We start from the raw sequence: 22,037 nt of genomic DNA on the forward strand, positions 1-22,037 counted from the left end.
CGCCGCGCGGTCAGGCGACCGCCCGGCGATACAGATGCCAAGTGGCGTGACCCAGAATGGGCATCACTACGATCAAGCCCAGCAGAATCGGTATGGCGCCCAATATCAGAAGCGTCGCCACGATCGCACCCCAAGTCAGGATCACGCCCGGGTTTTGACGCAAGACCCGAACCGAGGTCACCACGGCCACTGGAACGCCCACTTTGCGATCAAGCAGTAATGGAAAGCTGACCACGCTCAGCGCCAACGCGACCAGTGCGAACAGGAAGCCGATGGCGGTGCCGATGATGATCATGCTCCAGCCAGCTCCGGTGGTGAATACCTCGGTGATAAAGGCTGTTGCCGAGGCTGGGGGCTCTGGCCCAAGTGTCTGCGCGTAGATTCCTTGCGCTACCATCAGCCAGATCAACAACAGCATGACCAGATAAAAGCCCAGTGCCAATATCGCGCCGAAGGAAGGCGAGCGGAACACGCCAAACGCATCCAGCCAATGGACGTCTCCGCCCTGTTCCCGCTTGCGACTGATCTCATAAAGCCCAACCGCGGCGACAGGTCCGATCAGGGCAAAGCCCATGACCAGCGGGGCCAGCAAAGGCACCATGTCTTTGTTGAGCCCAATACCGAACATCAGCAGGCCTGCGATCGGATAGATCAGAACGATAAAGATCGCATCGGCTCGAGTTTCGAGAAAATCGTTATATCCGGCTTTCAGGCATTCGCGCAGATCCTGCAGGGTCAGCGTGTGCACTGTTGGCAGGGTGCGGACATCCGCGCTGCCGATTTCGGATACTGATTCCGACACATGATCGCTGGTCGCCCGCAGATTACGGGCGACCCAGGTAATTGGGTTACCGATTGTCTTGTCCATGTTCATCCCCTTCTCTGGCGTGGGTGCGCCGCGGGATGCATCCGGTAAGGCAAATTCGTGTGACCGGATCAGCCGGCAACGTCTGCCCATTTACAACGTCCACCCGCATTATAGCACATATTGCAAAATCTTGCCCGAACATGCTTGAGGGATAACAAAGATTGCCCTGTCGAACAGGCATGTTAGCTTTGTTTCAACAGGCAACGGAGGGTATCATGCAGCAAACAGCGCGCACTGTCGTCATTCACGAACACGGCGGGCCAGAGGCCCTGCGGATTGAGGATCGTCCGCTTGGGGATCCGGGGCCGGGAGAAGTACGCATTCGCCACCATGCCTGCGGATTGAATTTCATTGATGTGTATCAGCGCACCGGTCTCTATCCGCTTGAATTGCCTCACGCATTGGGGATGGAGGCAGCCGGCGTGATTGAGGCTGTGGGCGAAGGTGTCACGCACCTTTCCACTGGCCAACGCGCGGCCTACGCTGCAGGCCCGTCCGGGGCCTATTCCGAAGCGCGTGTGATGCCTGCCGCACAGGTATGTCCGCTGCCCGAAAGTATCTCGTTCCGTACCGCTGCGGCCATGATGCTGAAAGGCATGACGGTCGAGTACCTGTTTCACCGCACAACGCCTTTGCGTCGGGGGGACACCGTTTTGTTTCACGCCGCCGCTGGAGGCGTCGGCCTGATTGCCTGCCAATGGGCGAAATCCGAAGGCATCAAGCTGATTGGCACCGCGGGAACGGACGAAAAATGTAGCCTGGCGCAGTTCAACGGCGCGTCGCATTGCATCAACTACCGAACAGAGAACTTTGTCGAGCGAGTCGCCGAGATCACTGGAGGCAAAGGGGTTGATGTAGTGATGGATTCCATCGGCGCAGACACGTTCGAAGGGTCGCTGGATTGCCTTAAACCCTTGGGTATGATGATTTCATTTGGCAATGCATCGGGACCAGTACCACCGGTTGACTTAGGCATGCTTGCGCAACGAGGATCTTTGAAGATCACCCGCCCAACCCTGTTCACCCATATCTCGGATCACGCTACTTGTCAGGCAATGGCGCGGCGTCTGTTTGGCAAAGTGGATGGGCGCGAGGTTAAGATCCACGTCGATCAGGAGTTTCCGCTGGATCAAGTTGCCGATGCACATCGCGCATTGGAAGCGCGTCAGACCACCGGCAGTACAATCCTGGTGCCCTAACAGGAGAGGCCCGGCAATGACTGCCGTACCCGTACATTTGTTTAGAACCGGTACGCGACACGCAACTGGAGCGTCGTGGCATCAACATCGACGCCCGATGAATTGAAATCATCAAACTCATGATACAAAAGTTCGCCGCCTACGCTGATGTTGGGGGCGACGATCTGTTCATAGCCAGCACCAATAAACCAGCCATTGTCGCTGCCCAGAGTGTTTGTGTCCGCGTCGGCATAACCAGCGGTTCCGTATAGCAGACCCTGTGGGTTCACCTTGTAGCCAGCGCGTGCTTTGATGCGCCAGACCTTCTCGACTGTGGCGGCGCTACCCAGGTCGATGTCGCTCCAGTCATAGTCAAAGCCACCGCCAAAAACCCAGTCGCCCAGATCATAGTCATATCCAAGGATGATACCGCCAATCGCACCATCCCCGTCTACGCCTGAGATGTTGGTGTCGATATCCGCATAGCCGATCTGTGCACCGCCGTAAAAGCCGGTCCAGCTGCCCGAGGATTGTGCCATCGCTGAACCCGCCGCTAGCGTCACGACAGAGGTGAAAAGTGCAAGTTTACCCGTCATCTTCTGTTTCCTTTCGCTCGAGATCTGCTGACCGGTCATCGGTTGGCAGCCTTATGCCTGGCACTACGAACCAGCCCAAAAGCCGGATCAGTGATGCTTTATCTATTCCGAACCATCCTGGTGGCTAGCCGGTGTCCCCGGCGCGGGCCCAATTGATCTGGGCGCTTGTCTTTGATTCTAAATAGGCCGCGGCACGGCGCCTTCAAACGAAGATCGGCGGCAGATACGATCTGCCGCCGATATACAAAGGTCTTGTCAGCGAATTATTGCTGCAGTTCAGCCGGGTCTTTGTCGGCGATGTCTTCCCAGTTTGCGCTGGCTTGCTCAACAAAGCCCGGAATGTCGCCTTCCCAACGCTCCTGAATGTCCTGAGACAGGTTCAGGTACAGCTTGTTGTCGACGATTTTCCAGTAGTTAGGGTCACCATCGAACTTGAAGCCCATTGCGGTGCCAAATGCGCAGTAGCCACCGTAAGCGGGCAGGTATGCCTCAGGGTTGGCTTCAAAGGCGGCTTTGTTCTCTTCCGATGCGAAACGGTACAGCGCGTCGTTGTGCAGGGTGGAAATGCGGTAGTCGCCCTTGGTGGCTTCACCAACGGTGAAATAGGCAACTGGGTCATAGCCCTGCATTGCCAAGCCGGTTGAGCTTGCATTGATTTCAACACCTGCCGCCATGGCCGAGCTTGCAATGGCAACAGACAGCGCGACTCCGCTGATTATGGATTTGAACTTGTTCATGACTTCACCTTTCGTGAATAGGCTCGCTTAAGAGCACGGTAATTTTGCCCGGGCGATCCGGATTTGATTGTCGCGACGCCGGTAATTGGCCGTCACAAAATCCCAGTTGGGGAATGGTCTGTTCACGTTCAAAGCAATCAATTGTGATTGTGCGGTCACAAAGACCTGTTGTTCATTCCTGCACGTCAGGCACGAGCGCCAGAACAAAGGCAACCACTTTCTCAGCGGGCATCTCACAGGGGCGCAGCAGCGCACCGCTCTTGCGGGTGAGATAAAGGTTTAAGCTGATATAGTCCGGTCCGCCCAGTTGATAGGCCACGAGCTTGTGTGATTTCCCACCTGCCATGATCTGATGCGAAACCAAATATCTACGCGGGCCAGCGGCCCCCGTGAATGTGCCGATGGGCAGATCATCGATCGCCTTCAGGAAAGCGATGGACGCCGTCACGATTTTCCGATTTTTGGCTCGGTGCCCGCCTTAATCCGCGCGAGGTTGGCGCTGTGCCGCCAGTAGACCAGTAATGTCAGAGCAATCCCGAGGAAAAACGTACTGCCATCAGTCAGGACCATAATCCATGTTGTGGACAGAGCGGCGGCGGCCAGCGCCCCAACAGAAGAAATGCGCCAGATCAGCGCCGCAACCAGCCATGTCAAACAACAGGCGACACCCACGCGCCAGTCAAGCGCGAGCCAAAGGCCCAGAAAGGTTGCTACGCCTTTGCCGCCTTTGAAGCCCAGCCAGACCGGGAAGCAATGACCAAGAAATGCGGCAAGCGCTGCGATTTGCGCAGCATCTTCACCGGCCAATACGCGCGCCAGCAAAACGGCAGCGGCGCCTTTGGCCGCATCAAACAGCAATGTCAGCGCCGCCGCTCCCTTGTTCCCGGTGCGCAGGACGTTGGTTGCCCCGATATTGCCCGACCCGATTTGCCGCAGGTTTCCCAGACCCATCACGCGCGCGACGATCATGCCAAATGGTATGGACCCAAGCAGGTATCCTAACGCGGCCCACAGGATGAGCTGAGTCATTGTGCTATCGATCAAGGGCATCAGGCTCTCCGGTACACTTCTTGTCCAGCGACATAGGTTGCGGTGACCTTACCCTGCATCCGCTGGCCGTCAAACGGTGTGTTCTGCGATTTCGATTTCAGCGTAAAGCGGTCCAGAACAAAGGGAACATCCGGGTCGAACAGGACCAGATCAGCGGGCGCGCCTTGGGATAGGCGACCACTCTCCAAGCTCAGCCGTTTGGCCGGGTTCAGGGCCATGGCGCGGAACAGGGTCGGCAAGTCCAGCTGTTCGGAATGGTATAGGCGCAGCGCCGCAGGCAGCAGCGTTTCCAGCGCCACCGCGCCCGAGGCCGCCTCTTCAAACGGCAGGCGCTTGCTTTCCTCATCCTGCGGGGTGTGCATGGAGCTGATCGTGTCTATCAGACCGGTTCGCACTGCTTCGATCACGGCTTGCCGGTCATCTTCGGATCGCAGTGGGGGCTTGATTTTGAAGAAGGTGCGATAATCGGACACGTCCAATTCGTTCAGTGTCAAATGGTGGATCGACGTGCCTGCCGTGATGTCCAGCCCGTTGCGCTTGGCGCGTTTCAGTGCGGGCAGGGCGCGGGCCGTGGTGATCTGATCGGCGTGATAGGCGGCTCCGGTCATTTCAAGCAAGGCGATGTCACGATCCAGTCCCATCCGCTCAGCCATAGGCGATACGGCGGGCAAGCCTCGCAGAGCGGCGAACTTGCCGCTGGTGGCTGCAGTCCCAGCGCTGAGCCCCGGCTCCTGCGGATGCGCAAGGACCAGTGCGCCGCAGGACTTAGTGTAAGTCAGAGCACGAGAAAACACCTTGGTGTTGGTCACGACATGATCGCAATCGGTAAACGCCACGGCGCCTGCGTCCTGCAGGAACCCGATCTCGGTCATCTCACGCCCTTTGCGTCCTTTGGTCAGGGCGGCCATCGGCAGGACGTTGACCGGAGCGTCCGCTTGCGCGCGGCGGGTGGCAAACTCCAGCGTCTCGGGTGTGTCGACGGCAGGTAGGGTATCAGGGCGCGTGACGATGGTTGTCACACCCCCTGCGGCTGCTGCAAGACCTGCAGATTTATAGCTTTCCTTGTGCCGTTCACCGGGCTCGCACACCTTGACGCCAATGTCGACAATGCCGGGTGCAAGGCATTGCCCACCGCAATCGACCACCTGAGTGTCAGCGTCTGGGGCCGCGCCTTCACCAAGCGCCGCGATCCGACCGTCGGCAACCTTCAGCCAGCCGATGCTATCTGTGTCCGCTTCGGGGTTGATCAGGCGGGCATTGGTGAAAATCAGATTGCTCATGCCATGGCCCTTTCGATCGCGGCTTTGGTGGCGGCGGGGTCCGCCTGGTATTTGATAAGGTGTTTGTCGCCGCCTTTGGTGACGATCTGGACAAAGCTGCCAATCGTGTTGACCGCCTGAATCTGGTTCAGCGCCACCTTGCGCGAACCGGGACCGGTCAGAGTGGCGTCTGTCATTTCCCACGTGGCGACCAGTTCTTCCGAGGCCAAATACCACGCGCGGATCCCGATGGCAGCCAACCCGGCAGGCGCGCCGGTCCAGACGTAGGGATTGCCGATCAACCATAGCACGACCATCGCGACCGCCATTGCAAAGGCGGCGAGCCATGCATTGGTGCGGACATAAGCGCCCTTGTCCGAGGAGAATGTCACAGGATCAGCCACAAGGCACCTCCGATGGCGATCAGAATCAGCAAGGCAATGACCGCTGATCCGATGCGGCTTGGTTTGGTATCCGCTGGCGGGCTTTGCGGGGCCGAGTATGGCTTTGCGCTTTCCGTCTCGATCACGTCGCCGGTCCAGTTCGTGGCCTCTTCTGTGAACAGGCCAATCAGATGCAGGCGTGGATCGGGTGAAAGGGTTACTGATCGATCGCCGAAAGCCGCGCTGCGCAGGACCATCACCCAGCCTTCGATGGCCTCCAATTTCGTGCGGTCTAACTGGTCTACCGAGACACCGCAGCCTTCGCTGAGATAGCCATAAAGCCCAAGGTCTTCGAGGTCGGATACCGGAAAAATGTCGATCTGTGCGCGGTCCAGCCCTTCGACACCAAGTACCTGATCAACAGCCCCCGGTTCGCGCAGGAATTTCGCTTCTTCCGGGCGCATATCCAGCGAGAACAGGCGGATCACGCCGCGCTCATGGGGGGTGATGATCAGATCGTTCATGCGGCTTCTCGCACGTTGCGCGCCAGCAGGTCCATGGCGGCCATGCGGACGGCAACGCCCATCTCGACCTGTTCCTGAATGACGGACCGGTTGATGTCATCGGCCAGAGTGCCATCGATCTCGACCCCTCGGTTCATGGGGCCGGGGTGCATGACGATGGCGTCGGACTTTGCAAGCGCGAGTTTCGCGGCATCCAGCCCATAGCGGTGGTAGTATTCGCGCTCTGAGGGGATGAAACCGCCGTCCATGCGTTCTTTCTGAAGGCGCAGCATCATGACTACGTCGACGTCTTTCAGGCCTTCGTTCATGTCGTCATAGATTTCGGCCCCGAATTCGGCGAACTGAGACGGTACCAGCGTCGGCGGGCCGATCAGGCGGATACGGTTTTCCATCTTGCCCAGCAGGATCAGGTTCGACCGTGCGACGCGCGAATGCGCCACGTCTCCGCAGATCGCAATGTTCAGCCGGTGCAGACGGCCCTTGGCCCGGCGGATGGTCAGCGCGTCCAGAAGGGCCTGTGTCGGGTGCTCATGCCGCCCGTCGCCCGCGTTCAACACGGCGCAGTTTACCTTCTGCGCCAGCAGGTCCACCGCGCCGGAATGAGGATGCCGTACTACAAGCAGATCGGGATGCATCGCGTTCAACGTCATCGCCGTATCGATCAGTGTCTCACCCTTTTTGATCGAACTGGCCTGCATAGCCATGTTCATCACGTCAGCCCCCAACCGCTTGCCCGCCAGTTCAAAACTGGCCTGCGTGCGGGTTGAGTTCTCGAAGAACATGTTGATCTGGGTCAGGCCTGACAGCACATCGGAATGCTTCGTCGATTGCCGGTTCAGATCGACATAGGTTTCGGCCAGATCGAGGATAGCGGTGATATCGGATTGCGACAGATGCTCGATGCCAAGAAGGTGACGATGGGCGAAACGCATTGGGCGGGCTCCTGTCTGACAATCGGACCGCTTATAGGAAGCCATGCAGGCCAAGGCAACCTAAGGTTCCGACCCTTCAAGCAGTTTCTCGCATCCGCCTTCGGGCAGGCATTGTTCGCCGGGTTTGCACCACTTGCCATAGCCGCAATCGATAGCCTTGATCGGCACGCAGCCCTGATGAGCCGAGCATTTAAAGCCGGGTCGGCATTGCGAACCGGTTTCTTCACACAGAAACCAGCCGGGGCGTGAGCATCCGCCGCCCGGCAAGCAGGATGAGCCGGCTCCGCAGGTCCGGCCATCCGAGCAGGTTGTGGATGGAGTTGGGATCAAATCCGGTCTGCTGCGCTCGCATTCCCCGCGCCCGTTGCAGAAGCTGCCACCTGGGCAATCCAGACGCGAGGTGCACTTGTTCGCCCCCGCCGGGGCGCAACGGGTTCCTCCTGCCACGCAGCGCTCGAACGGGCCGCAGGTGCGTCCGCCTCCACAATAGGTGTGCCCGGGCGGGATACAGCGGCCATCAAAGCTGCAGCGCTGGCCTGCGGGGCAGCAACTGCGTCCGCATTGCAGCTGTCCGGGGCGGCATTGAGTATTCCGGTCAAACAGCTGTGCGCTCGCCGAACCGCCAGAGGTTGCCAGCAAAAGAGCAATCAGAAGGAATCGCAGAAATGACAGCATGACCCTGCCATGGTCGGTGCGACCCTGTGCCATGGCAAGGTCTATTCGCTTTCCCTCGGTCAAAAGCTGGTTAGATTGAGGGTTATGGAATCGGGCTTGGACCATCATACCGCGCGGGCGCTGCTGGAATGGCAGATCGAGCTGGGCGCAACCGAAGCGATCGGCGATGCGCCGGTGGATCGTTATGCGTTGCCGGACAAGGTGTCCAAGGCGAAGAAACCCGCTGCGGCTGAACCTGCGAAAAAGCCTGAACCCGTCGATGCCGCAGCTGTTGCGAAACAGGCGGCAAAGACCGCCGGATCGCTCGTCGATTTGCGTGCGGCGATGGAGGCGTTTGATCTTTGCGACCTCAAACGCGGCGCGCGACAATTAGTGTTTGCCGACGGCACACCGGGCGCACGGGTAATGATCATCGGCGAGGCGCCCGGCCGTGATGAGGATCGCGAAGGCAAGCCCTTTGTCGGGCGCGCTGGGCAATTGCTGGACCGGATGCTGGCCGCGATTGATCTGGATCGGCGCGAGAATGTCTACATTACCAACGTGCTGCCGTGGCGCCCTCCGCAAAACCGCGATCCCAAGCCGGAAGAAATAGGCATGATGAAGCCGTTTCTGGAACAGCATGTGGCCTTGGCCAAACCCGAGGTTCTGGTGGTGATGGGCAATATCAGCTGTCAGGCCGTGCTGGGCAAACGAGGTATCACACGGCTGCGCGGGAAATGGGATCAGGCGCTGAACCTGCCGGTCATCCCGATGTTCCACCCGGCCTACCTGCTGCGTCAACCGCAGATGAAGCGACAGGCCTGGGCCGATCTGCTGGACCTGCAAGCGCGGCTGAGGGGCGGGTCATGAGGGTGCTGGCGTTCTCTGACCTGCACATGGCGCGCAACCGCGCCTCCGACTTGGTGGCCGCCAGTGCCGAGGCTGACCTGGTCATTGGGGCCGGCGACTTTTGCAACGCGCGGCGGGGATTAGATGAAGCGATGCAGATGCTTTCGGGCATTGCGGCTCCGCTGGTTCTGGTGCCGGGCAATGCGGAAAGCGCCGAGGAACTGACAGAAACCGCGCCTGATGGTGCGCATGTTCTGCACGGGACAGGCATGACACTTGACGGTCTGCGCCTGTTTGGGCTGGGCTATGGCGTGCCGGTCACACCTTTTGGCGATTGGTCTTGCGACCTGACCGAGCCTGAGGCCGCAGAACTGCTGGATCGGTGCGAGGCCGCAGATATCCTGATCGTGCATTCTCCACCCAAAGGGCATGGCGATACTACCTCGCAAGGCCAATCGGTTGGCTCAGTCGCCGTTCGAGACGCAGTCGAACGGCTTCAACCCAAATTAGTCTTTTGCGGGCATATCCATGACAGCTGGGGTTACCGAGGCACCATCGGCCGTACACAGATAGCCAATCTGGGGCCCAAAGTGCATTGGTTCGAGGTGAGTTTATGATCGACACGGTAACGCTGCTGGCTTTTATCCCGGCAGCGCTGGCGCTGAATTTCACACCCGGCGCGGATATGATGTTCTGTTTTGGTCAAGGCCTGCGCGCAGGTCCGCGCCCTGCGATTGCCGCAAGTGCCGGGGTCTCTGCAGGCGGTATGGTGCACGTTCTGATTGCCGGTCTCGGCCTTGGCGCGGCGGTCGCAACTTTGCCGTGGCTGTTCGATGTGATCCGCTGGGCCGGAGTGGGTTATCTGCTTTTTCTCGCATGGGGTGCGATCAAGAATGGTGCAGTCGCCGCCGACGCACCGAACAGACCCACCCGTTACGCGTTTCGGGACGGGATGCTAGTCAACCTGACCAATCCCAAAGTCATTCTGTTCGTGCTCGCCTTCATCCCGCAATTTATCGATCCAGGGAAGGGTTCGGTATTGGCGCAGTTCCTGATCTATGGCGCAATTCTTGGTGTCGGCGGGTTTGTAGTGAATGGGCTGGTCGGCATTTTTGCTGGCGGCGCAGGTCGGATGCTAATCGGCAATCCGCGTGCCTCGCGTATTCTAGGTTGGGTGTCAGGGGGGATCTTCACCGCTTTGGCCCTCCGGCTTGCTATTATGGAAAGGGCCTGACACCGCATGTCACGCATTGACGAAAGCAAGAAGTTCATTCCCGTCCGGATCGCTGTCCTGACTGTTTCTGACACGCGGTCTCTGGACGAGGATCGCTCGGGCCAGACGTTGGTGGATCGGATCGAAAAAGCGGGCCACTCAGTGGCGGATCGCAGGATTATACAAGATGAGCGCGCTGAGATAGCAAAACAATTGCGTGCTTGGATCGCTGATCCCGAGATCGACGTTGTGATCTCGACCGGCGGCACAGGTCTGACGGGTCGCGATGTGACAGTCGAGGCACATCGGGATGTTTATGAAAAAGAGATTGAGGCGTTTGGCACCGTGTTCACCATCGTGTCTATGGAAAAGATAGGTACTTCTGCCGTGCAGTCCCGCGCCACAGGCGGTGTGGCGGGCGGAACCTATCTGTTTGCGCTGCCGGGCAGCCCGGGCGCGTGTAAAGACGCGTGGGATGCGATTTTGGAGAAACAGTTCGATTATCGCCACCGCCCCTGCAATTTCGTGGAAATAATGCCCAGATTGGACGAACATCTGCGACGGAAGTAGACTGGTCCTGCGTTTAACGCATCATAACCGCTTTGTGGCTTGGCATTTTTTGCGACCCGGCTACCTTTGCGGAAGGCAGCATGTGCGACCATAGGTGAGTGACCGATGCGATTTCTGCGGCAAAGCCTTGTAGGTGTGTTCCTGGCGTTTCTGACGCTGGGCCTGTTGATCGTGGCTGTACAGATGATCTCGGGCGCGGTGCAGGATGTGCTGACGCGGGACAATCAGACCCCCGAGGCGCGGGAACGCATATTCGCCGTCAGTGTCCGCGCCGCCGAACCAGAAACCGTTACGCCCTATCTGGAGGCATTTGGTCAGATCCAAAGTCGCCGTCGGCTGGAGCTGCGCGCAGCCTTGGGTGGACGCGTTGTGTCGCTGGCGGATGATTTCGAAGATGGTGGCACCGTGACGGCTGGTGAGTTGCTGGTTGAGTTGGATCCAGCTGATATGCAGTCAGCCTTAGACCGCGCCAAATCCGATCTTCTGGATGCCCAGTTTGAAGAACGAGATGCAGAACGCTCGCTTCTGCTGGCGCAGGATGAATTGAAATCAGCCGAAGCGCAGGCCGAGCTACGCGACCGGGCTCTTCAGCGTCAACAAGACCTACAGACACGAGGCGTTGGCGCGGCAGCCAGTGTTGAAGAGGCGGAACTGGCTGCAACATCTGCTCATCAGGCAGTTCTGGCGCGCAGGATTGCGTTGGCGCAGGCTGAGTCTCGGGTCGATCAGGCCACCACACTGTTTGCCCGCGCCCGCATCGCGCTGGAAGGAGCCGAGCGTGATCTGGAAGACATGACGATCCACGCCGGATTTGACGGGACGTTGACTGAGGTCACTTTGGTTGAAGGCCGGTTGGTCGCGGCCAATGAAAAGCTGGCTGAACTTGTGGACCCTAACGCGCTTGAGGTCGCGTTCCGGGTCTCGACCGCGCAATATGTGCGATTGTTGGACGCTCAAGGCGGCTTGATTTCCGCACCAGTCACCGTATCGCTAGAGGTCACTGGGACCGATCTGATCGCCAAGGGCCAAATCAGCCGCGACAGCGGGGCTGCGGGTGAAGGGCAGACCGGGCGTCTGATCTATGCCCGCCTTGATGACGCGCCAGGTTTCAAACCAGGGGATTTCGTCACCGTTTCGGTTGAGGAACAACCGCTGGAGAATGTTGTGCGTCTGCCGTCCTCTGTTCTGGATGCAGCGGGCAACGTGCTGGTGCTTGGTCCGGACGATCGGTTAGAGCCTTTGGCCGTACAACTGATCCGTCGTCAAGGAGATGAAGTATTGCTGCGCGGTGAAGGTCTGGAGGGTCGAGAAGTAGTGATCGGACGGACGCCTCTGTTGGGTTCGGGCGTTCGCGTCCGGCCTCTGCGGGTTGAAGCCAGCACCGAAGTTGATCCCGGCATGGTCGAACTCTCCGACGAAAAGCGGGCTCAACTTGTCGCACAGGTCGAGGCCAGCGATGGGATGTCACAGGCGGATAAGGCCCAGGTATTGGGTCAACTGAGCGAGGCAAAGGTACCTGCCGCTCTTGTACGCCGTCTTGATGACAATCGGGCCGGGGGTTAGGCGCCATGATCCGCGAAATTCCCAGCGCGGCAGGCGGTATCCTGAGTTATTTTACCAGGCATCGGACAGCGGCCAATCTGTTGCTGCTGGTCATGTTGGTGTTGGGCATCGCGGCGATCCCCAACATGCGGGCGCAGTTCTTTCCTGATGTGATTCTTGAACGCGTCGATGTGAATGTCGAATGGGAGGGCGCCGGCCCCGAGGATGTCGACAATGGCATAATCCAACTGCTCGAACCTGCGCTATTGGCTGTCGAGGGTGTGGCCAGTACCGAATCAACCTCGCGCGAAGGATCGGCACAGGTCCGGCTGGAATTTGAACCAAACTGGGATATGTCCCGCGCAGTCGAAGAGGTTCGGACGGCCGTCGACAGTGTCACCAACCTGCCCGAAGACGCCGAGGAGCCGACAATTCGGCGCGGGGCCTGGCGTGATCGTGTCACAGATGTGGTCATCACTGGCCCCATCGAGGCCGAGCAATTGGCTAAGTTCACCGATGAACTGATCAGCCGCCTCTTTGCCGCCGGGGTCACGCGCACTACGATCCGCGGCTTGGCCGCACCGCGCGTGGTGGTCGAGGTGCCCACAGTACAGCTGATCGCCAATGACATTTCACTCTCGGATATCGCGGCGGCCATCGCTGCCGAGGTCACGGCTAACCCTGCAGGCGATGTCTCGGGCGCCAACGCGCGCATCCGAACGGGGGTAGAAAAACGCACCCCGGAAGAAATTGAGGGCATCGCCCTACGCAATTTCGCAGACGGCTCAAAGCTTGTTGTAGGGGATGTGGCTGAAATCAGGGTCGAGGGCGTTACGCGCAATCGCAGCTATTTCGTGGGTGAAAATCCTGCAATGTCGATCCGCGTAGATCGTTCCAATCTTGGCGACGCCATTGGCATCCAGCGCGATGTTGAGGATGTAGTGGCCCAGATGCAGGCGAGCCTGCCCGAAGGCATCACGATTGAGCTGATCCGCACACGGGCGCAAGCCATCACCGACCGTCTGGATATTCTGGTGGACAACGGTCTGTTGGGCCTGGGACTGGTGGTGTGCCTGCTCTTCCTGTTCCTCAACGCGAGGATCGCTTTTTGGGTGGCCGCCGGCATTCCGGTTGCGATGTCAGCGGCTATTGCTCTGATGTATCTGGGCGGGCTGTCACTGAACATGGTGTCTCTGTTTGGTCTCATCATCACGCTGGGCATCGTGGTCGATGACGCCATTGTGGTGGGCGAACATGCCGATTTTCGTGCTCGCCGGCTGGGCGAAGCGCCGATGGTCGCTGCCGAACGCGCAGCCCGGCGCATGGCGATGCCGGTGTTTGCCGCAACCGTCACAACCGTCATCGCATTCTTTGGACTAACCGCGATCGGTGGCCGGTTCGGAGAGTTGATCCGCGACATTCCGTTCACCGTCATTGCGGTCCTGATTGCCTCATTGATCGAGTGTTTTCTGATTCTGCCGAACCACATGGCCCATGCCATCGCACATTCGGCCAAGGAACATTGGTATGACTGGCCAAACCGGGTCGTAAACAGGGGATTCCGCTGGGTGCGGGATCATTTGTTCCGCCCGCTGGTCGCGTGGGTGATCTGGGCGCGCTACGTGGTGGTTGCGTTGATGGTTGTCGTTCTGGCCAGCCAGATCGCTCTGTTTATCCGGGGGGATGTGAACTGGCGTTTCTTCAATGCGCCAGAACGCGGCTCGGTCACCGGCAATTTCATCATGGTTGAAGGTGCCACACGTGCCGAGACGCTTGAAATGATGCACATGGTCCAGCGGGCCACCGAAGAACTGGGCCAGATCTACGAAGAGCGTCATGGCCGCAATCCCATCGATTATGTTCTGGCAGAAGTAGGTGGATCGGCCGGATGGGGGTTGCGTGCGGCGGATGGGAAGGACAGCGATCTGCTGGGCGGTATCTCGATCGAGTTGATTGATGCCGACCTGCGCCCCTATTCCAGTTTTGAGTTTGTGGGTGAGCTACAGGACTTTGTCCCCCGCCATCCGAAGGTCGAATTGCTCAGTTTCCGCGGCTGGCGCTCAGGCCCCGGTGGCGATGCAATTGACGTGCAATTCTACGGCGCCGATGTGAACACGTTGAAATCCGCGTCCGAAGATTTGCAGGCGGCGCTGTCGAAATACACTGAAGTTTCGGCGCTTGAGGATAATCTGGCGTATGACAAGGAAGAGTTCATTCTGGATCTGACGGCACAGGGCCAGGCGCTGGGTTTCCGCATCGAAACACTTGGCCGCGTATTGCGAAACCGACTGAACGGGATCGAGGCCGCTACTTTCCCGGATGGACCGCGCAGCACCGAGATTCGGATCGAACTGCCTGAGGGCGAACTGACAGCTGATTTTTTGGAACGCACGCTGATGCGGACGCCCGATGGTGTCTACGTTCCGCTGGCCGATATTGTCTCGGTCGAGCGAAAGTCGGGGTTCTCGACGGTCCGGCGCGAAAATGGCCTGCGCGTGATCTCGGTGAACGGCGACATTTCCGAGGATGATCCGGCGCAAGCTGCCGAGATTGCTCGGGCGATGCAGGAGGAAATCCTGCCCAACATTGCCTCCGAACGTCAGGTTGAATGGCGCATGGCAGGTCTGAGCGAACAGGAGGATGAGTTCCTTTCGGAGGCGCGCACCGGGCTAATCCTGTGTCTGACCGGGATTTATCTGGTTCTGGCATGGGTCTTTGCCAGCTGGACGCGGCCATTGGTGGTCATGGCGATCATACCCTTCGGCCTCGTGGGCGCGATTTGGGGGCATTACCTTTGGGATGTGCCGCTGAGCATGTTCACCGTTGTCGGTCTGCTGGGTATGACCGGGATCATCATCAACGACTCGATTGTGTTGGTGACCACGATCGATGGGTATCAACAGGAACGTGGGTTGGTACCGTCGATTGTCGAAGGCACCGCAGATCGGCTGCGACCGGTGATGCTGACCACCTTGACCACTGTGCTGGGCCTGACGCCTTTGATGTACGAAAGCTCACAACAGGCACAGTTCTTGAAGCCTACCGTGATCACTCTGGTCTACGGGCTGGGCTTCGGGATGGTGCTGATCCTGTTGCTGGTACCCGCTCTGCTGGCGATCCTGAACGATGTCTCACGTCCGATGACTGCAATGCGGCGTGCCTTACGAGCGCCGGATCGAGTGGTGCGCACAGCCGTTCGCGCAACAGGCGCAGCGCTGGCGGTTTGGTTAGGGGTATCAATGATCTGGCCTGCCGTTACGGGTGAACCGATGGTGCTGCTTTCAGACTTCTACCCAACCCCGGATGGGCCAATTGTGTTGCAATTGGGCTTTGGCGTCTTTGCCGCCGGAGCGACGGTGATCCTGTTGTTGGGAGTGCTGCTGTCGAGCTTGTTATACGCACGATTGTCAGGTCGCGCCGAGGCTTGATCGCAAGACCGCAAGCTGCAGCAAGTCGGGTACGCGGCTACTCATGGGAAGGTCACGGGCTTTGATCTGATCGACGGGGAACCACTGCGCGTCCCGCGCGTCATCTGCAGCAACAGGCGTACCCGAAGTGTAGCGACACGCGACACCAACCAACAGATAATGCGCCCGGATCAGCCCTTCGCCGTCGCGCAGAAGCAAATCCAGATTATCGAGATACTCTATCGGTTCGGCAATCACGCTCGTCTCTTCCCGCAGCTCACGGGCGGCGGCGGCCAAAACAGTTTCACCCCATTCCACATGGCCACCGGGAAAACCCCACAACCCTGCGTCGGGTTGCTTGTTGCGCTGAACCAACAGCACCTGATTTTCATGAACAACTACGGCCAACGCGCCAATCTTAGGAGTTTGACTCATCCGATCAGCCTGCGCTGCATCCCTGTATGTCTACAGCGTGGTTCGCCCCGAGCACAGTGATTCGCACTTCAGACCGATCCAGCGCAAACGGCCCACCCGAGGCGCTGATGACCTCGGAACTGGTGATTAAGGTTTTGCCCTGGCGATGTGTTTCGGGTTGCGAAGCCCAGAGCATCGGGTTTCCCGGTTCGATTATGGCGAATTCGGACCCGCCTGCAGAGGGCATGGTGATATGCGCTTCGATCCGCATTCCATCCGAAGTGGGTGTCAGGTGGCAGGTTGCGTTCACCACGCCAGCCTCACGCTCGGAAAACGGGCGCTGGGCAAGGGCTGCTGCTATAGCCGGATGGCGACCGGCCTTTGCATCCAGTGTGTGGTCAAAATCCAGCTTACCCGGTACACAGACATCTTTGCAGACACCCAAATCCATCTCACCGCGCAAACGAACGGGTTTTGCAGGGTTCTTAGGTGTGATCTCAACGGGAAGTACCAGTTGATCCTCATACCCGACCGAGCGCAGCCCATTTTGATCGAACACATGCGGTGCGGGCCACGTGATCGCGATATCCGCTATGTTGCCAGAGCCTGTCCAATTGAACTGCGGCGGAATGCCCGCATCACCCGGCGCACGCCAATAGGTTTTCCAGCCTTCCTTCAGCGTCAGATGCAAAGCGCCTTGATAGGTGCCCTTGGCGGTCCGGCCACCGTCCAGAACCTCAAGCTGCACCAGGCTACCAACCCCTTGAGCCATCGCAGGCAAGCCAAAGCAAAGAGTGGCCGTCAGACCGGCTGCGGCGGATTTCGAAAGCAGTTTCATGTGCAGAACATGCGCATTCTGAGCTTAAATGCCAAGTCACGTTCCGGTCACTTAGGTGAAATGCCCAGAAATCCCAGCTGGTCCCTTGCCATTCCCCGGCATGCGGGTTCATTCTGGTGTCATCCTATGGCGCAAGAGAAGTTTGCTGATGGACCTTACGGGAAAACTGTTGATTGCTATGCCCGGCATGGGCGACCCACGATTCGAACATTCGGTCGTCTATATCTGCAGCCATGGCGAAGATGGCGCGATGGGTTTGATTGTCAACAAGCCTTCAGATTTGCGGATCAAGACCTTGCTGGAACAGCTCAACATCCCGTGCCGCATTCCGGTTATCGGGGAGCGTCTGGTTCAATTCGGCGGCCCGGTCGAGATGTCGCGTGGCTTTGTGCTGCACAGCGCGGACTACGATGCGAATCTGCATTCGATGCAAATTGCGGAAGATTTCAGCATGACCGCAACGCTCGATGTGCTTGAAGATCTGGCATCAGGCAAGGGGCCGCTGAATTCGATGCTGACTCTGGGCTATTCTGGTTGGGGGCCGGATCAGCTTGAGGATGAGATCGCCATGAATGGCTGGTTGACGACCGAAGCGTCCTCGAAACTTGTTTTCGATGTTCCGGATGACGAGAAATGGGAGGCCGCTTTGGCCACGCTGGGAGTTGACCCTCTGACGCTCTCTGCCAGCGCAGGCCGCGCCTAATCGCGGGGGGCCGCCGCGCGGCGAAGGCGGTCGTTGATGGCTGCACCCAACCCATGATCTGGGATCGGTGAAACAGCAATCGGTCGGCCTGTTGCATTCAGCTTGTGTAGCGCCGCGAACAGGTTGGCGGCGGCTTCGGCAAGATCGCTGCTATCTGAAAGGTTCAGATCACAGGTGACATCTCCGAATCCCAGCAAAACTTCGGCGCCTTGTGTGGCTTGTGCGTTCAGGCGAACGGGCGCATCCGGCGCGTAGTGGGATTGCAATTGCCCCGGCGCAGTCAGCAGATCACCCAGCTGGTGATGATGCAATTCCGTTTGCAAAATCTCTTCGATTCGTTCCAGCGCCACACCACCTGGCCGCAGCAGAGCAGGGGCTCCGGCCAGACCGACAATGGTGGATTCAAGCCCAACCCCGCAGGGCCCATCGTCCAGAATGGCAGCGATGCGCCCCTCCAACCCAGTTCGGACATGGGCCGCTGTGGTCGGGCTGATCTGCCCAGACGGGTTAGCCGAGGGGGCCGCCACTGGGCCATCAAATGAGGCCAGCAAGGCGCGTGCGGTGCGATGGGCGGGCACCCGAACGGCCAAAGTATCCAGCCCCGCCGTGACGAGTGATGAAATCCCGTGATCATCCTGCAAGGGGAGAACCATTGTGAGTGGACCGGGCCAGAAGGCTTGCGCCAATTGCTCGGCCTGATCGGTCCATTCAACAAACCTTTTTGCAATTTCGGTTGAGGCTACATGGGCGATCAAGGGGTTGAAGCTGGGCCGTCCCTTGGCCTCATAGATTGCGGCCACGGCTTCGCCGTTCCGCGCATCGCCGCCTAGACCATAGACAGTCTCGGTCGGGAAGGCGACCAACAGCCCCTGCCGCAACAGGTCGGCGGCCTTGGCGATGCCGTCGGCTTCTGCTGATAAGTCTTGAGTGCCGAGAAGGGTCATAGGTCGTGACGCCGCGTTTTGGTTGCTTGCAGTTCAGGTCACGGTAGGTAATCGTGCCAGCCCAGATGAATACCGGCGTGGGGCCGGGATTCCAACCCCACGCTGACAAACTGCCAGACTCAGAGGGAAACCATGCCCTATCGTGCCCCGATCTCAGACTATGAATTCCTGTTTCGCAACGTGATCGGTTTTGACCAGATCGCCGCGACCGAGAAATTCTCGGAGGCCAGCGATGACGTTGTCAGCGCCATTCTGACCGAGGCCGGGAGAATGTGCGAAGAGATCATGGCCCCGCTGCAGCGACCAGGTGATCTGGAACCCGCCCGGTTGGAGAACGGAGTATTGCGAACGTCTCCGGGCTATGCAGAAGGCTGGAATGCAATTGCCGAAGGCGGTTGGATCGGGATGAGCGGCGACCCCGAATATGGCGGCATGGGCCTGCCGATGACCATGACCACGGCTGTGAACGAGATGATGAGCGCGGCCTGCCTGTCGTTGCAACTAGCACCCCTGATGACTCAGGGCCAGATCGAGGCGCTGGAGCACCACGCGAGCGACGAGTTGAAGGCGCTCTATCTGCCCAAGATGATGGCGGGCGAATGGTCGGGCACCATGAACCTTACCGAACCACAGGCCGGATCGGATGTGGGCGCGCTGACTTCGAAGGCCGAGGATAATGGCGATGGCACATATTCGGTGACCGGCCAGAAGATCTATATCTCTTGGGGCGACAACGACTTTGCCAAGAATGTTTGCCATCTGGTTCTGGCCCGTCTGCCGGACGGTGTGCCGGGGACGAAGGGGATTTCGCTGTTTCTGGTGCCGAAATACATCCTCGATGAAAATGGCAATCCTGGCGTTGCCAACGATTTGAAAGTCGTCTCGCTGGAACACAAGATGGGCCTGCACGGGTCCCCCACCTGCGTGATGCAGTATGACGGTGCCAGAGGCTGGCTGGTCGGCAAAGAACATGGCGGGATGGCCGCGATGTTCACCATGATGAACAACGCACGTCTGGGCGTTGGTGGTGAGGGCGTCGGTGTGGCCGAAGGGGCCTATCAGCACGCGCTTGCCTATGCGTTGGAACGCAAGCAAGGCAAGACGCCCTCGGGTACGATCATCGATCACGCGGATGTACGGCGGATGCTGATGTCAATGCGCGCGGATGTATTTGCCGCGCGAGCAATCATGCTGGCCAATGCAGCTGCGATCGACATGGCGCAGGCCACGGGTGAGGCCGATTGGGCTGCAAGGGCCGCTTTGCTGACGCCAATCTGCAAGGCCTTCGGGACGGAAACCGGGATGCGCGTGTCCGAGACCGGCGTTCAAGTCCATGGTGGCATGGGCTTCATCGAAGAAACCGGCGCGGCGCAATACTACCGCGATGTCCGCGTGACCGCGATCTATGAGGGCACCAATGGCATTCAAGCCATGGACCTTGTGGCACGCAAGATGATGGATGGGGGTGAGGCGGCTTCGAACCTGCTGGATGAGATTGAGGATCAGGCCGAGAAAGCCCGCGCCACGATGCCCGAGCTTGCCGGTCCTGTGTGGGAGGCATCTGAGTCACTGCGTGAAGCCACCGAGTGGATCGTCGCGCAATCAGACATGAATAACCGCTTTGCCGGGGCGTCAGCCTATCTCAAGGCCTTTGCGCGGGTGCTGGGCGGGCATTACCACCTGTCGGCGGCTTTGGCCGACCCCGACGGACCGCGCGCAAAACTGGCGCGCTACTACATCAACGCGCTGTTGCCCGAGCATTCAGGCTTGCTGGCACAGGCGCAGAACGGGGCTGATGACCTTTATGCGCTCAGCGCAGAGGAGTTGGCGGTTTGATGGATGGCGAGGGGCCTCAGGTGATGCGTTATCCGTGGGCTGAACCGCCTGCACCCGGCGAATGGGTCGAGGTTGCAGAAGGTGTTCTGTGGATCAGGCTGCCTTTGCCCATGGCGCTGGATCATGTGAATGTATATGCGCTGGATGATGGCGACGGCTGGACAATCGTCGACACCGGGCTTTCTTCGAAGAAAACACGTGCCATCTGGCAGACCCTGATCGAAGGGCCTCTGGCCGGAAAGCCCGTCCACCGGGTTGTGGTCACGCATCATCATCCTGACCACGTCGGCAATGCGGGCTGGTTCCAGTCCGAACATGGCGCCGAGCTTGTGACCAGCCGCACCGCTTGGTTGTTCGCCCGCATGCTGACGCTGGATGTGCAGGAGAACTGGCCGAAGGAAACGCTCGATTACTACCGCAGCGCCGGGATGGATGCGGATGTGCTGGCGGGCCGGATGGCTGAACGTCCCTTCAACTTTGCCGACACCGTCTACCCCATGCCGCTGGGCTTTACCCGTGTTAAACAAGGCGACGTGATCCGCATGGGCGGGCGCGACTGGGATGTTCATATGGGCAACGGCCACGCGCCCGAACACTGTACCTTTTGGAGCCGCGACGACAATCTGGTGTTGACCGGAGATCAGATTCTCAGCTCGATTAGCTCGAATTTGGGTGTCTATGCGACCGAGCCGATGGCAGACCCGGTTGCTGATTGGCTGGAAGCCTGCGAACGCCTGCAACCTTTGGCCCGTCCCGATCATCTGGTTCTGGGCGGGCACAAGCTACCCTTCACCGGGTTGCCGATCCGGATGCGTCAGCTTATCGACAACCATCACGGCGCGCTCGAACGTTTGCTAAGCGATCTAGACCAGCCCAAGACCGCAGCCGAGTGCTTTGCCCCGTTGTTCAAACGTCAGATCAAAGGCGACGAATACGGCCTCGCGCTGGTCGAGGCGGTTGCACATACGAACCATCTCTACCACATTGGAGCCGTCACCCGGACGCGCCGCGCGGACGGGGCGTGGGAATATCAGCGCAAAGGGTAAAGCAATGGACAAGATCGAAACATCGGCCGAAGCGGCGGAATCCGCAGCATTACCCCGTTGCTATGAGGTGCATGCCAACCCGGAAGAGGCATCGGGTAACAAAGATTTGCCCAAGCCGTTGCAAAAGCCGGTCGAAACCAAGAGCCCTGCTCAATGGGCCTATGAGCGGCTGATCATGTATATCCAGAATTTCGAAAAGACGTTGGATGGCGATCACGAGGTTGCCATGGGCTTTACCGGGGGCGACGCGGGTGTCATGCGGATCGAGGGCATGGGCTACTTTGATCCCGATATCATCACCTTTTATGGCTCGGACGGCGGCGGTGCCAAAACCCAGCTGGTTCAGCATGTCAGCCAGTTGAATGTGATGCTGCGCGCATTGCCCAAGACGGTCGAAGACAAACCGGCCAATCGCATCGGATTCCGGCTGGCGGCTGATCTGGAAGACAGCTAACGCGCACCCTTGCAATTCACGCTTTCGCAGCCTTGAATGA

General features: G+C 59.1%; 23 protein-coding genes. 11 read left to right on the top strand and 12 right to left on the bottom strand.

Annotated elements, in window-relative coordinates; all coding sequences use genetic code 11:
- Window positions 1-10: 10 nt before the first annotated feature.
- A complete protein-coding gene (locus AC2FI7_RS12095) occupies window positions 11-868 on the bottom strand; it encodes a DUF2189 domain-containing protein (protein ID WP_029622266.1) in 858 nt (285 codons plus the stop codon).
- A gap of 215 nt (window positions 869-1,083) precedes the next feature.
- Between AC2FI7_RS12095 and AC2FI7_RS12100 the strand changes: the two genes are divergently transcribed.
- Window positions 1,084-2,067, top strand: a complete 984-nt coding sequence (locus AC2FI7_RS12100) for a quinone oxidoreductase family protein (RefSeq protein WP_010443605.1) — start codon at window positions 1,084-1,086, stop codon at window positions 2,065-2,067.
- A gap of 41 nt (window positions 2,068-2,108) precedes the next feature.
- On the opposite strand, the gene AC2FI7_RS12105 is transcribed toward AC2FI7_RS12100, so the two are convergent.
- The 8 genes from AC2FI7_RS12105 to AC2FI7_RS12140 form a co-directional block, all read right to left on the bottom strand.
- Window positions 2,109-2,642: an outer membrane protein gene (locus AC2FI7_RS12105; protein WP_496816082.1), complete on the bottom strand. Its 534-nt coding sequence runs from the start codon at window positions 2,640-2,642 to the stop codon at window positions 2,109-2,111.
- A gap of 263 nt (window positions 2,643-2,905) precedes the next feature.
- A complete protein-coding gene (locus AC2FI7_RS12110; protein WP_010443607.1) occupies window positions 2,906-3,379 on the bottom strand; it encodes a YHS domain-containing (seleno)protein in 474 nt (157 codons plus the stop codon).
- A gap of 172 nt (window positions 3,380-3,551) precedes the next feature.
- Window positions 3,552-3,827: a hypothetical protein gene (locus AC2FI7_RS12115; RefSeq protein WP_010443608.1), complete on the bottom strand. Its 276-nt coding sequence runs from the start codon at window positions 3,825-3,827 to the stop codon at window positions 3,552-3,554.
- A complete protein-coding gene (gene plsY / locus AC2FI7_RS12120) occupies window positions 3,824-4,429 on the bottom strand; it encodes a glycerol-3-phosphate 1-O-acyltransferase PlsY (RefSeq protein ID WP_010443609.1) in 606 nt (201 codons plus the stop codon). Before plsY ends, AC2FI7_RS12115 begins: the two co-directional genes overlap by 4 nt.
- The gene (gene pyrC, locus AC2FI7_RS12125; protein WP_010443610.1) at window positions 4,429-5,709 is read right to left on the bottom strand and encodes a dihydroorotase; all 1,281 of its coding nucleotides are present in this window, start codon (window positions 5,707-5,709) and stop codon (window positions 4,429-4,431) included. The genes plsY and pyrC overlap by 1 nt, the downstream gene beginning before the upstream one ends.
- The gene (locus AC2FI7_RS12130; protein WP_010443611.1) at window positions 5,706-6,092 is read right to left on the bottom strand and encodes a hypothetical protein; all 387 of its coding nucleotides are present in this window, start codon (window positions 6,090-6,092) and stop codon (window positions 5,706-5,708) included. The genes pyrC and AC2FI7_RS12130 overlap by 4 nt, the downstream gene beginning before the upstream one ends.
- Window positions 6,077-6,595: a hypothetical protein gene (locus tag AC2FI7_RS12135; protein ID WP_496816083.1), complete on the bottom strand. Its 519-nt coding sequence runs from the start codon at window positions 6,593-6,595 to the stop codon at window positions 6,077-6,079. Before AC2FI7_RS12135 ends, AC2FI7_RS12130 begins: the two co-directional genes overlap by 16 nt.
- On the bottom strand, window positions 6,592-7,527 hold the full coding sequence (locus AC2FI7_RS12140) for an aspartate carbamoyltransferase catalytic subunit (protein ID WP_010443613.1): 936 nt from the start codon (window positions 7,525-7,527) through the stop codon (window positions 6,592-6,594). Before AC2FI7_RS12140 ends, AC2FI7_RS12135 begins: the two co-directional genes overlap by 4 nt.
- 759 nt (window positions 7,528-8,286) lie before the next feature.
- Between AC2FI7_RS12140 and AC2FI7_RS12145 the strand changes: the two genes are divergently transcribed.
- The 6 genes from AC2FI7_RS12145 (at window position 8,287) to AC2FI7_RS12170 (ending at window position 15,783) form a co-directional block, all read left to right on the top strand.
- Window positions 8,287-9,051: a uracil-DNA glycosylase gene (locus AC2FI7_RS12145; RefSeq protein ID WP_010443615.1), complete on the top strand. Its 765-nt coding sequence runs from the start codon at window positions 8,287-8,289 to the stop codon at window positions 9,049-9,051.
- Window positions 9,048-9,647, top strand: a complete 600-nt coding sequence (locus AC2FI7_RS12150) for a metallophosphoesterase family protein (protein ID WP_010443616.1) — start codon at window positions 9,048-9,050, stop codon at window positions 9,645-9,647. Before AC2FI7_RS12145 ends, AC2FI7_RS12150 begins: the two co-directional genes overlap by 4 nt.
- Window positions 9,644-10,264 carry a LysE family translocator gene (locus AC2FI7_RS12155; RefSeq protein ID WP_010443617.1) on the top strand — a complete coding sequence of 207 codons (621 nt, stop codon included), beginning with the start codon at window positions 9,644-9,646 and terminating at the stop codon, window positions 10,262-10,264. The genes AC2FI7_RS12150 and AC2FI7_RS12155 overlap by 4 nt, the downstream gene beginning before the upstream one ends.
- A gap of 6 nt (window positions 10,265-10,270) precedes the next feature.
- Entirely contained in the window at window positions 10,271-10,813 is a 543-nt protein-coding gene (gene moaB / locus AC2FI7_RS12160) for a molybdenum cofactor biosynthesis protein B (protein WP_010443618.1), read from the top strand.
- Between the two features lie 105 nt (window positions 10,814-10,918).
- On the top strand, window positions 10,919-12,376 hold the full coding sequence (locus AC2FI7_RS12165) for an efflux RND transporter periplasmic adaptor subunit (RefSeq protein ID WP_496816084.1): 1,458 nt from the start codon (window positions 10,919-10,921) through the stop codon (window positions 12,374-12,376).
- Between the two features lie 5 nt (window positions 12,377-12,381).
- On the top strand, window positions 12,382-15,783 hold the full coding sequence (locus AC2FI7_RS12170) for an efflux RND transporter permease subunit (RefSeq protein WP_496816085.1): 3,402 nt from the start codon (window positions 12,382-12,384) through the stop codon (window positions 15,781-15,783).
- Here AC2FI7_RS12170 and AC2FI7_RS12175 read toward each other — a convergent pair.
- Together AC2FI7_RS12175 and AC2FI7_RS12180 are read right to left on the bottom strand one after the other, a co-directional pair.
- Window positions 15,763-16,197 carry an NUDIX hydrolase gene (locus tag AC2FI7_RS12175; RefSeq protein ID WP_010443621.1) on the bottom strand — a complete coding sequence of 145 codons (435 nt, stop codon included), beginning with the start codon at window positions 16,195-16,197 and terminating at the stop codon, window positions 15,763-15,765. The two genes, AC2FI7_RS12170 and AC2FI7_RS12175, sit on opposite strands and share 21 nt — an antisense overlap.
- 4 nt (window positions 16,198-16,201) lie before the next feature.
- The gene (locus tag AC2FI7_RS12180) at window positions 16,202-17,014 is read right to left on the bottom strand and encodes a protein-disulfide reductase DsbD domain-containing protein (protein WP_010443622.1); all 813 of its coding nucleotides are present in this window, start codon (window positions 17,012-17,014) and stop codon (window positions 16,202-16,204) included.
- 148 nt (window positions 17,015-17,162) lie between these two features.
- On the opposite strand from AC2FI7_RS12180, the gene AC2FI7_RS12185 reads away from it, so the two are divergent.
- Window positions 17,163-17,717 (top strand): YqgE/AlgH family protein, encoded by a 555-nt coding sequence (locus AC2FI7_RS12185; RefSeq protein ID WP_010443623.1) that lies wholly within the window; start codon window positions 17,163-17,165, stop codon window positions 17,715-17,717.
- Here AC2FI7_RS12185 and AC2FI7_RS12190 read toward each other — a convergent pair.
- Window positions 17,714-18,661: an L-threonylcarbamoyladenylate synthase gene (locus AC2FI7_RS12190; RefSeq protein ID WP_010443624.1), complete on the bottom strand. Its 948-nt coding sequence runs from the start codon at window positions 18,659-18,661 to the stop codon at window positions 17,714-17,716. The two genes, AC2FI7_RS12185 and AC2FI7_RS12190, sit on opposite strands and share 4 nt — an antisense overlap.
- Before the next feature lie 132 nt (window positions 18,662-18,793).
- Here AC2FI7_RS12190 and AC2FI7_RS12195 point away from each other — a divergent pair, with 132 nt between their 5' ends.
- The 3 genes from AC2FI7_RS12195 to AC2FI7_RS12205 are packed head-to-tail and all read left to right on the top strand — an operon-like array spanning window position 18,794 to window position 21,997.
- Window positions 18,794-20,497, top strand: coding sequence for an acyl-CoA dehydrogenase family protein (locus tag AC2FI7_RS12195; protein WP_496816086.1), 1,704 nt, complete (start codon window positions 18,794-18,796; stop codon window positions 20,495-20,497).
- The gene (locus tag AC2FI7_RS12200; protein WP_496816118.1) at window positions 20,497-21,543 is read left to right on the top strand and encodes an MBL fold metallo-hydrolase; all 1,047 of its coding nucleotides are present in this window, start codon (window positions 20,497-20,499) and stop codon (window positions 21,541-21,543) included. Before AC2FI7_RS12195 ends, AC2FI7_RS12200 begins: the two co-directional genes overlap by 1 nt.
- A 4-nt stretch (window positions 21,544-21,547) precedes the next feature.
- Window positions 21,548-21,997, top strand: a complete 450-nt coding sequence (locus AC2FI7_RS12205) for a DUF6173 family protein (protein WP_010443627.1) — start codon at window positions 21,548-21,550, stop codon at window positions 21,995-21,997.
- Window positions 21,998-22,037: the final 40 nt, after the last annotated feature.

The organism is Ruegeria sp. YTSA064, assembly GCF_059610325.1.